General features: G+C 65.4%; 8 protein-coding genes, 4 tRNA genes and 2 rRNA genes (1 of these 14 running past the window's edge). All 14 read left to right on the top strand.

The window, feature by feature from the left end:
* Positions 1-877 (top strand): 23S ribosomal RNA (locus BA899_RS00425); it begins 2015 nt to the left of the window's first position.
* Between the two features lie 97 nt (positions 878-974).
* A 5S ribosomal RNA gene (gene rrf, locus BA899_RS00430) occupies positions 975-1091 on the top strand.
* A gap of 99 nt (positions 1092-1190) precedes the next feature.
* Positions 1191-1997: a biotin--[acetyl-CoA-carboxylase] ligase gene (locus tag BA899_RS00435; RefSeq protein ID WP_159299388.1), complete on the top strand. Its 807-nt coding sequence runs from the start codon at positions 1191-1193 to the stop codon at positions 1995-1997.
* A complete protein-coding gene (locus tag BA899_RS00440; protein ID WP_159299389.1) occupies positions 1994-2728 on the top strand; it encodes a type III pantothenate kinase in 735 nt (244 codons plus the stop codon). The genes BA899_RS00435 and BA899_RS00440 overlap by 4 nt, the downstream gene beginning before the upstream one ends.
* A 61-nt stretch (positions 2729-2789) precedes the next feature.
* Positions 2790-2865 (top strand) — tRNA-Thr (locus BA899_RS00445).
* A gap of 116 nt (positions 2866-2981) precedes the next feature.
* Complete coding sequence (locus BA899_RS00450) at positions 2982-4565, top strand: cbb3-type cytochrome c oxidase subunit I (RefSeq protein ID WP_159299390.1); 1584 nt, start codon at positions 2982-2984, stop codon at positions 4563-4565.
* Positions 4566-4575: 10 nt separating this feature from the next.
* A complete protein-coding gene (locus BA899_RS00455) occupies positions 4576-5196 on the top strand; it encodes a cbb3-type cytochrome c oxidase subunit II (RefSeq protein ID WP_159299391.1) in 621 nt (206 codons plus the stop codon).
* Complete coding sequence (locus BA899_RS00460; protein WP_200833015.1) at positions 5196-5870, top strand: cytochrome c; 675 nt, start codon at positions 5196-5198, stop codon at positions 5868-5870. Before BA899_RS00455 ends, BA899_RS00460 begins: the two co-directional genes overlap by 1 nt.
* A 2-nt stretch (positions 5871-5872) precedes the next feature.
* Positions 5873-6598, top strand: a complete 726-nt coding sequence (locus BA899_RS00465) for a c-type cytochrome (protein WP_159299392.1) — start codon at positions 5873-5875, stop codon at positions 6596-6598.
* The gene (locus BA899_RS00470) at positions 6591-7766 is read left to right on the top strand and encodes a c-type cytochrome (protein ID WP_069134326.1); all 1176 of its coding nucleotides are present in this window, start codon (positions 6591-6593) and stop codon (positions 7764-7766) included. Before BA899_RS00465 ends, BA899_RS00470 begins: the two co-directional genes overlap by 8 nt.
* Positions 7767-7775: 9 nt before the next feature.
* On the top strand, positions 7776-9974 hold the full coding sequence (locus BA899_RS00475; protein ID WP_159299393.1) for a cation-translocating P-type ATPase: 2199 nt from the start codon (positions 7776-7778) through the stop codon (positions 9972-9974).
* Positions 9975-10039: 65 nt separating this feature from the next.
* Positions 10040-10124: transfer RNA gene (locus BA899_RS00480), tRNA-Tyr, on the top strand.
* A gap of 35 nt (positions 10125-10159) precedes the next feature.
* A tRNA-Gly gene (locus BA899_RS00485) sits at positions 10160-10233 on the top strand.
* An 8-nt stretch (positions 10234-10241) separates the two neighbouring features.
* Positions 10242-10316: transfer RNA gene (locus tag BA899_RS00490), tRNA-Thr, on the top strand.
* Positions 10317-10399: the final 83 nt, after the last annotated feature.

Consider the following 10399-nt stretch of genomic DNA (forward strand, 5'->3'; position numbering starts at 1 on the left):
TTAAGATGCAGCGTTCCCGCGGCAAGACGGAAAGACCCCGTGAACCTTTACTACAGCTTCACACTGGACTTTGAGCATGCTTGTGCAGGATAGGTGGGAGGTGTCGAAACCGGAGCGCCAGCTCTGGTGGAGCCATCCTTGAGATACCACCCTTGCATGCTTGGGGTTCTAACCTAGACCCGTAATCCGGGCCAGGAACAGTGTGTGGTGGGTAGTTTGACTGGGGCGGTCTCCTCCCAAAGAGTAACGGAGGAGTGCGAAGGTACCCTCGGCGCGGTCGGAAATCGCGCTCTGAGTATAAAGGCAAAAGGGTGCCTGACTGCGAGACTGACAAGTCGAGCAGGGGCGAAAGCCGGTCTTAGTGATCCGGTGGTTCTGTATGGAAGGGCCATCGCTCAACGGATAAAAGGTACTCCGGGGATAACAGGCTGATTCCTCCCAAGAGTCCACATCGACGGAGGAGTTTGGCACCTCGATGTCGGCTCATCACATCCTGGGGCTGTAGCAGGTCCCAAGGGTATGGCTGTTCGCCATTTAAAGTGGTACGCGAGCTGGGTTTAGAACGTCGTGAGACAGTTCGGTCCCTATCTGCCGTGGGCGTCGGAGATTTGAGAGGATCTGCTCCTAGTACGAGAGGACCGGAGTGGACGAACCTCTGGTGTTCCGGTTGTCACGCCAGTGGCACTGCCGGGTAGCTACGTTCGGAAGGGATAACCGCTGAAAGCATCTAAGCGGGAAGTCCACCTCAAGATGAGATCTCCCCGAGGACTTGATCCTCCTGAAGGGACGTGGAAGACGACCACGTTGATAGGCTGGGTGTGGAAGTGCAGTAATGTATGAAGCTAACCAGTACTAATTTCCCGTGAGGCTTGATCATATAACCCCAAGAGGGCTATTGGACATTGGTCCTGCATGCCATCGACAACGTTCCTGACGCCAATGGCGCGGCTGTCGCGCCTTTGGTCACCGGTTTGCCTGGCGAAAATAGCGCGTGGGAACCACCCGACCCCATTCCGAACTCGGAAGTGAAACTGCGTAGCGCCGATGATAGTGCCGCCTCGCTGTGGTGCGAAAGTAGGTCATCGCCAGGCTCTTACAGCGAAACCCCTGCTGGTCTCATGACCGGCGGGGGTTTTTTTTGGGCGCTCGATGGGTGCCCGGTCGATCTCAGCCAACAGGGCGTTGCCATCATGTCCCGACAGGCCACACGCTATGCTGCGGATGCCGCTGCCCGATCGAGGGTATTGAGCGAGGCCCTTGGCCCGCAGTGGGGGACTGTTCCCATTCATGTGTTTGACACCGTCCCCAGTACCAGTCGCTGGTTGGCCGACCGGCCACTCGATCAACCAACGCTTGCGGTCGCTGATGAGCAGACCCGGGGGCGGGGCCGTCAGGGGCGTGAGTGGCAGTCACCGTCCGGGGGGATTTATTTCAGTGTCGGACTACCGATGGACCCCGGCGTGAGTGTGCCCGATGGGCTGTCCCTGGTGATGGGTTTGCAGCTTGCCGAGGCACTGACCGCGGCCGGGTTTGCGGGGATCGCCCTCAAATGGCCGAATGATCTGGTCGTCAACGATGCAAAGCTCGCTGGTTTGCTCGTGGAGCGGCTGCCCAATGCCTTGATCGTCGGTGTCGGGGTGAACACTCGGCCCCTCTCAGCGGGCGCAGCGGTGGCGGGGCGGCCGGTGATCAGCCTGCGTGAGTTGGCCGATCGCCCCACCGGCGACGCGCTGATTGGCACGCTGGCAGGCGCGGTGCTTACGGTGACCACCTGGACGGCGATGCAGGTCGAACGGTTGCTTGAGACGCGCTGGCCGGTGTTTGATGCGCTGGCCGATCGCGTTGTCACCGCCGAACAGGCCGACGGGACGCGCCGGGAGGGGCGGGTACTCGGGGTGACGGCGGCTGGCAACCTGCGCCTTCAGACCGACACCGGCGAACACCGGCTGGCCGCCGGCGAATGCCATATCGGGCCGCACTCAGGAGCCGCATCGTGACTGAACTGTTGATCGATATCGGCAACAGCCGCATTAAATGGGCGCGCGCCCACGAAGGTCAGATCGTGGGCGGCGCGCGTGCCGTGTCGCATGATTCGGTGGAACATGTGTTCAACGAGTGGCGGGGGCTGGCCGCACCGCCAAAGCGCGTACGCCTGGTGAATGTTTCTGATGCCACCATTGCCGGGCAGCTCTCGGACTGGATGACGAGTCATTGGGCCATCCGCCCCGAAACGGTCCACACCCCGGCAATGGGCGGCGGAGTGCGGGTGGCCTATGCGCGCCCGGCGGAGCTGGGCACTGACCGGTGGCTGGCAATGGTCGGCGCAAAAGCCGCCGGCTATGCCCCGGCCTGCGTGGTTGACTGTGGCACGGCGATCACGGTCGATGTGGTGGCGGCGGATGGTACGCACCAGGGCGGGGTGATCGTCGCAGGCCTCGCCGCCCAGCAGGCCGGACTGGCGCAACTGGCCCCGGCGCTGCCGAAGGTGGAGTGGTCGACCCGGGCGCCCTTTCTGACCGCTGATACCGAAGACGCGCTGATCAGCGGATACCTGCATGGCACCGCACTGGCGATTCAGGGCATCGTGCGGCGCTGCATGAAAAACGACGCGGCCCGACTGACACCGGTGCTGACCGGCGGTGACGCCCCGCTGCTTGCCCGCTATCTGGACATGGATGTCTGTCTGCGGCCCGACCTGGTCCTCGAGGGCCTCGCCCAGCTGCCCTGAGACCCGCGCCTGCATTGCCCCGCTGCGCGCGGCCGGTTACCCTTTCACCGTTGATCGTGAAGCTGGCGTAGCTCAGTTGGTAGAGCAGCTGATTTGTAATCAGCCGGTCGGGGGTTCGAATCCTCTCGCCAGCTCCATTCCGATCCCCTCCTCGCCCATCACCGGCGACGGCCGGTATGTGGAAAACCACAATTTCTCCGCTGCCATGCCCTTCGTACCATTGCGCGAATAAATATTACGCGGTGGAGGGAAGATGTCGCTCACTATTGGCACGATGATGGCACTGTCGTTCGTGGTGTCCCTCATTGGCCTCGCCTTTCTGATCTGGGCGGTCGCCTCAAAGCAGTTCCGCGTCGACCAGTCGGATGCCGAGGTCATTTTCTCGGGCGCAGAGGGCGAGGACCACGCGCCCGACGATCCCACCAGCTTTGGCTTTCAGGAAGACGCCGAGCCCGGCGAGGGCACGGATACCCGCCATCGCAAGTTGATCTTTGCCCTGATCGGCTTCGGGACCTTCTGGTTGGTGCTTGGCTCGATCTTCGGGGTGATCGCCTCGCTCAAGCTCCATCTGCCGGACTGGCTGACCGGGTCGGCGCCGCTCAGCTTCGGGCGGATGCGCACGATGCACCTGAACTCGGTGATCTACGGCTGGCTGTCACTGGCAGGCATCGGGGTCGCCATGTTCCTTGTGCCGCGGCTGTTCAAGACGCCACTTCGCGGCGTCAATCTGGCCTGGGGCGGGCTTGTGCTATGGAATATCGGCGTTGCGGTCGGTGTCTATGCCATCGCCACCGGCTGGACCGACGGGATGGAGTGGCTCGAGATCCCCTGGCAGGTCGATATCCTGCTGGCGACCGGCGGTGCCTGTTTTGCCGCGCCGCTGGTTCTGACCGCGGTCAACCGCAACGTTCACCACATTTACGTGACCGCCTGGTATTACCTGGGCGCACTGGTGTGGTTTCCGGTGCTCTTCGTGATCGGCAATCTCCCCATTCACACCGGCGTGCAGGGGGCCACGGTCAACTGGTGGTTCGCGCACAATGTGCTGGGCCTGTGGCTGACGCCGATTGGCGTCGGCGCCGCTTACTATGTCCTGCCCAAGATCATCGGCAAGCCGATCTACTCCTACCGTCTCTCGCTGCTGGGGTTCTGGGCCCTCGCGCTGTTCTACAGTCAGGTGGGCATGCATCACCTGATCGGCGGGCCGGTGCCCACCTGGGTGGTCACGCTTTCGGTGGTGCAGTCGGTGATGATGTTCATTCCCGTGATTGCCGTGGCGGTCAACCAGCATGTGCTCTGGGCCACGAATCTCTGGGCGTTCAAACAGTCACTGCCGCTGCGCTTTGTGGCCTTCGGTGCAGTGATGTACACGCTGGCCTCGTTCCAGGGCTCCATGGAGGCGGTCCGCGCGGTCAATACGGTGACGCATTTCACCCATTACACGGTCGCGCATGCCCACCTGGGGGCCTATGCCTTCGTCTCGCTGGTGCTGTTCGGCACGGTCTACTACCTGATGCCGATCCTCACCGGGCGACTCTGGCCGGCGCCGCGCCTGATCGCCCTGCATTTCTGGCTGGTGGCCATCGGCTTCGCTGTCTACTTCTTCTCGCTCAGCATCGGGGGCTGGCTGCAGGGGCTTGCCATGCTCGATGCCAGCCGTGACTGGCTGGAGTCGATGCAGCTGATGCAGCCCTATCTGGAAGGGCGCTCTGTGGGCGGCACGCTGATGACGCTGGGCCACCTCCTGTTTGCGATCAATCTGCTGTCGCTGGTGTTCGCACCGCGTCGGTCCACCGATGCCGTGGGCACGGCGACGCCGGCCACAAGCGCCAGCTGAGGAGCCACTCATGAACAAAGTCTTTCCGCTGGCCGTTCTCGCTTTCGCGATTCTCGCGTTCGCGACGCTCATGCTGGTGATCTTTCCGGCGGCACAGATCCGCACGGTCGAGCCCGCCGAGGGGCTTGAGCCCTACACCGCAGTCGAGGAGCGCGGTCGCCAGCAGTACGTGGACCTGGGCTGCTACTACTGCCACTCGCAGCAGCCGCGCAGCCCTGAGCAGGCGCCCGATCTGCAGCGTGGCTGGGGGCGTCCGACCACGCCCGCCGACTATGTCTACGACGACCCGCACGTCCTCGGCACCATGCGCACCGGGCCGGACCTGATGAATGTCGGCGCGCGGATGCCCAGCCAGGGCTGGCACCTGACCCATCTGTATCAGCCTCGAGCCATCGAGGAGAGCAGCATCATGCCGGCCTATCCGTTCCTTTTCGAGGTCAAGCAGAACCCCGACGAGGACGATGTGGTCGTGCCGGTGCCGGCTGAATATGCCCCGGCGGACGGTGCCAAGGTGGTGGCCCGCCAGAGCGCACTGGACCTGACCGCGTACCTGCTCTCCCTTGACCGGACCTATCCGGCCAAGGACGAGGAGCTGCGTGACCTGGGTTTTGATGGCGGAGACACACGCTGATGAGTGATCACAACGACCAGCGCCCGGAGCCCCAGCGCACCCCGCTCAAGGAAAGCCGGTTCGAGCCTTACGAGGTCAACCGGCCGATCCCCATTTTTGTACTGGCAGTTGCCGTGGCCCTGATGGCCTGGGGCGTCTACACGCTCTGGTCCGATTCCGGGCCGGCCACTGAGTCAGCCGCTCTCGAAGAAGCGCCCACGGTAGGAATGACCGGCGACAGGGATGTCGCGGATGGGCAGGGATCGCTCATGACGGTTGGCGCCTCGCTGTTCGAGTCGAACTGCGTGACCTGTCATCAGGCGAACGGGTCGGGCATCAGTGGCGCCGTGCCGCCGCTGGCGGGCTCGCGTTACGTCACCGGGCCCGCCGAGGCGCCGGTCCAGATCCTGCTGCACGGTATCAGCGGCGTGATCGCGGTGGCCGGCAATGAATACGATGGTCGTATGCCGCGATTCGGCGAGACGCTGAGTGATCGTGAAATTGCGGCAGTGGTGAGCTACATCCGCCAGCAGTGGGGTCATGACGCCGGAGCGGTGACTCCGGCGTTCGTCAGCGAACAGCGCGGCCGCTTCGAGGTCGGGCGGAGTCCGCTGGGCGGTGGCGCCGAGATTGAGGCGGTCACCGGGATATCCGCCCGGCTGACCCGCACGGCCGCAACGGAGGCATCACAGTGAATATGAAACGTCTGAGTGCGTGGCTCTCATCAGCCCTGCTGCTCATGCTGGCCCTGCCGGCAGGCGCGCAGGAGGTCGACGAGGATCTGCCCGACGAAAGTTACGCCGCCGAGATCTACGCCGCTGAGGCGGCGGAGGTGGATCCGGCCGAATACGCGACGCTGGCCCGCGAGGGTCAGGGCGACGTCTGGTCGTGTGCCAGTTGCCACGGCGCCAAGGGCGAGGGCAATGGCAATATCCCCCGGCTGGCGGGGCTGTCGAGCGGCTACATCGCCAAGCAGCTCAATGCCTATGCCGAAGGCGTGCGCATCAATCACAACATGCAGTATGTGGCCGATAAGCTCACCCAGAAGGAAATGCTCGGCCTTGCCCGCTACTACGCCGAAATGGAAGCGCCCAGCGCCGCCGAGGCCGAACTGGGTGGCGATCTGGAGCGTGGCCGCGAGCTGGCCAACCACGGCGACTGGGATATCGAAGTGCCGGCCTGCTACAGCTGTCACGGCTCGTCGGCCTGGGGTGTTGAACAGGCCTTTCCCAGCCTGGCGGCGCAGCAGCCCACCTACACCTATGCTCAGCTGGCGGCATGGACCGATGGCCGTCGCAAAAACTCGCCGCTGATGTTGATGCAGGGCATCGCCCATGCCCTGTCCGATGCGGACAAGCGGGCGGTGGCCGACTATCTCGCGACACTGCCGGCGCCGCCGGCGGAGGACTCCATCAATGAGTGACCATGACAACAATGATCGGCCCCGTAAGGACCCGGGGCGGACCACGCTTCGCCGGGCGCTGATCGCCGTCGCCATCGCGGCGGGGCTGGTGGCCATTGGCGCCGGCCTCTACGCCAGCGGCATTTACGCGCCCATCGCCCAGTCGCCCGACCGCGAGCCGGACGAAGGCCGCGAGCTCGCCGAAGAGGCTGCCGAGCGGCGCGAGGAGTGGCTTGCCGAGCGCCAGGAGTATACCAATGATCCCGCCGCCAACCCGCCCGCGCTGCCGGTCAGTGAGGAGGGGTATTTCATTCCCAATGACGTGGCGGACGCCCCGGACAACGAGTTCGGCGATTCGGTACGCCGTGGCTATGAGGTGTTCACCAACACCCAGACCAATGCCTCCGAGCACGTCGGCAACGGCATGAACTGCGCCAACTGCCACCTCGGCGGCGGGACCGTGCCCGGGTCGGCGCCGATGTGGGCGGCGGCCGTGGAGTACCCGGCATTCCGTGGCAAGAACAAGATCATCAACACCATGGAAGACCGGATTCACGGCTGCTTTACCTATTCGATGAATGCCCAGGGCTCGCCGAGTGGCAGCCCGCCGCCGCGCGACGGCGATATCTACAAGGACCTGCAGAGCTTTTTCTACTACATGGCCGAGGGCGCACCGCTGGAGGGCAACCTGCCGGGCCGTGGCTACTCCACCCCGCCGGAGCCTGAGCAGGGCTACAGCATCAGTCGGGGTGAGACCGTGTTCGAGAACAACTGCGCGGTCTGCCATGGCACCGATGGCGGTGGCCGGCAGGACCCCAACGGTCGCTGGATCTTTCCGGCGCTCTGGGGTGATGACGCCTTCAACTGGGGGGCGGGGATGCACCGCATCAACACCGCCGCCGGCTTCATCAAGCACAATATGCCGCTGGGTCAGGGCGGATCGCTCACCGATCAGCAGGCCTGGGATGTGGCGGCGTACATCAATAGCTGGGAGCGGCCGGCGGATCCGCGGCAGTTCCGCGATAACCTGAGTGTTGCCGAGACCGACGAGCAGTTCCACGAGCACACCCCCAACTGGTACGGCGACGTCATCCGCGGGGATCTTCTGGGCGACGGCGTCCCTGGTGAGCCGACTGAGCAACCGCCGTCGGCGGGCGCGCCGCGGCACCGCGATCAGGCAAGCCGCTAGCGCCCGGGCATGAGTACCGCGACGGCGACGCTGTCCCGGACCGAAATGGCCGCGTTGGCACCCGCCGGGCGTGGCCTTTTCTCGATCGAGGGGATGTGGTGCCCCAGTTGTGCGGCCGCCACCGAGCGGGTGATCGCCCGGGTGCCGGGCGTGACGCGCGCACGGGTCAGCTTTGCCACGGGCTCGGCGCTGGTTGACTGGGACCCGGAGCGGATCGATCTGCCGGGTCTGCTGCGGGCGGTGGAACGGCTGGGCTATGCGATCGGTCCGCCGCGTGCCCCCGAGGAAACCGTTTCCGCCATTGATGGTGAGATCAATCGCCTCGGCCTGCGACTGGCGGTGGCCGCATTCTTTGGCATGTGGGTGATGGTGCTCGCCATCATGCGCTATCTCGAACCGGCGGCGCTGGGGAATACCCCCGTCGGGCATACCCTGTCGATCATTGCCATGGGCCTGGTCACACCGGTGGTCGGGTTTTCGGCCGCACCGTTTTTTGTCGCCGGCTGGCGGACACTGCGGGCGGGTATCCCGGGGATGGATGCGCTGGTCAGCATTGGCGTGATCGGCGCCGGCGTGCTGTCAGTGATCGAGCTGGCTCAAGGTGGGGCGCATGTCTATGCCGACACCATGGTGATGCTCATCGTGCTGCTGTCCATCGGGCGACTGGTGGAGATGCGCACCGTCCGGCGGGCGGCCACGGCCATCGGTGCGCTCGAGCGCGAGGTCCCTGAACGGGCCTTTCCCGTGGAGGGGGACGGGCCGGTGGATGCGGCCAAAGTAGCGGTGGGCACCCGCATTCAGGTGGCCGCCGGTGCCCGCGTGCCGCTGGACGGCGCTCTGCTGGAGGGCGCGACGCGGGTCGACGCCAGTCTGCTGACCGGCGAGTCGACGCCGGTCAGTGTTGCCCCGGGTGGGACACTGCAGGCCGGCACCATCAACCTGGATGCCCCGGTCACGATGCGCGTGACAGGCGCCGTGGGCGAGCGTCAGATCGACCGCATCCTCGGCCGGATGGTCGAGATGCAGGGCAACCGCAGCGAGATCACGCGCCTTGCCGATGGTCTGGCACGGATCCTGGTGCCCGGCGCACTCGGGCTGGCGGCGCTGGTGGCGGTGGCGGGAACGGCGCTTGGTCTGCCTGCTGAGGAGTCCCTGCTGCGGGCCCTGTCCGTCGTGGTGATCGCCTGTCCCTGCGCGCTCAGTGTCGCCGTCCCGGTGACGTTTCTCAGCTTTGCCGAACGCGCCATGGGCCGTGGGGTCCTGTTCCGCAGCCCGGCGACCATGGAGCAGGCCGGACAGCTGCGGAATCTGCTGATTGACAAGACCGGCACCCTGACCTGCGGGGAGCCGGCGATCATCGAGGCGGTCACCGCCGAGGGTGTCGCGGAATTTGAGCTGCGCGCCCTTGCCGCTGAGGCCGAGGCGGGCATTGACCATCCAGTGGCCCGGGCGCTGCAGGATCCGGCGCAGGGGCCGGAGCATGGCATCCATCGGCGCCGGGAGGGGCGTGGCGTCATCATGACCCGTCCCGATGGCAGCGAGGTCCGGGTGGGATCACGGCGCTGGCTGCATGAGGCCGGCGTCGAGGTGCCCGTGCTGGCAACGCCGTCGAGCCAGGCGGCCAGTGGCGCCACGCAGATCCATGTCACCCGCGATGGCGACTGGCTGGGCTGTTTTGCGCTGGGTGACCCGCTTCGCCCGGCGGCGACTGCGACGGTCGAGTCGTTACAGGCCCGGGGTTTCAGCCTGCGGATGGTGACCGGCGATAGCGTGGATCCCGCCCGGCGGGTGGCCGCTGAGGTGGGACTGGCAGAGGACGCCGTGGAAGCGGGCTGTCGGCCCGAGGAAAAGGCCGATCATGTGCTCGCCGCGCAGTCCCGGGCGCCGACCGCCTTCATCGGTGATGGCATCAATGACAGCGTCGCCATGGCGGCCGCCGATGTGGGGGTGGCCATCGATGGCGCCAGCCATGCGGCGACCAGCAGCGCCGGGCTGGTGGTGGCCCGGGGCGGGCTGCCGGCCCTGGCCGATGCGCTCGGTCTGGCCCGCTCGGCAAGGCGGCGCATGTGCCAGAACCTGACCCTGGCGGTGGTCTACAACGGGGCGGCGATCCCGCTGGCGGTGGCCGGGGTCATCCCGCCGTCGGCGGCGGCGCTTGCCATGCTCGCCAGCTCCCTGAGTGTCATGGCGAATGCGGCGCGGCCGTGAGCGGGTCTGTGGCCCATTCGGGCTTGACATTGATGAGTCGATCGAGCATCGTCTCGCGTTGTTTCGGAGGGATACCCAAGCGGTCAACGGGGGCAGACTGTAAATCTGCTGGCACAGCCTTCGGGGGTTCGAATCCTCCTCCCTCCACCAGATTTCTGACCCGCGGCCGTCGCGGGCCCGGGCACGCGGGTGTAGTTCAACGGTAGAACCTCAGCCTTCCAAGCTGATGATGTGGGTTCGATTCCCATCACCCGCTCCAGAGCAAAAGCCCATGTAGCTCAGGGGTAGAGCACTCCCTTGGTAAGGGAGAGGCCGGCGGTTCAAATCCGCCCATGGGCTCCAGATCCAGTGAACTTTTCAGGGGGTAACCACCGTGGCCAAGGCGAAATTTGAGCGCAGCAAGCCGCACGTAAACGTTGGCACGA

The organism is Spiribacter sp. SSL99 (genome assembly GCF_009805925.1).
GTDB classification, from domain to species: Bacteria; Pseudomonadota; Gammaproteobacteria; order Nitrococcales; family Nitrococcaceae; genus Spiribacter; species Spiribacter roseus.

Bases quoted from the DNA above. Each gene is read 5' to 3' on its own strand.
- BA899_RS00435 (WP_159299388.1), top strand. From the start codon at position 1,191: ATGTCCCGACAGGCCACACGCTATGCTGCGGATGCCGCTGCCCGATCG.
- BA899_RS00450 (WP_159299390.1), top strand. From the start codon at position 2,982: ATGTCGCTCACTATTGGCACGATGATGGCACTGTCGTTCGTGGTGTCC.
- BA899_RS00455 (WP_159299391.1), top strand. From the start codon at position 4,576: ATGAACAAAGTCTTTCCGCTGGCCGTTCTCGCTTTCGCGATTCTCGCG.
- BA899_RS00460 (WP_200833015.1), top strand. From the start codon at position 5,196: ATGAGTGATCACAACGACCAGCGCCCGGAGCCCCAGCGCACCCCGCTC.
- BA899_RS00465 (WP_159299392.1), top strand. From the start codon at position 5,873: ATGAAACGTCTGAGTGCGTGGCTCTCATCAGCCCTGCTGCTCATGCTG.
- BA899_RS00470 (WP_069134326.1), top strand. From the start codon at position 6,591: ATGAGTGACCATGACAACAATGATCGGCCCCGTAAGGACCCGGGGCGG.
- BA899_RS00475 (WP_159299393.1), top strand. From the start codon at position 7,776: ATGAGTACCGCGACGGCGACGCTGTCCCGGACCGAAATGGCCGCGTTG.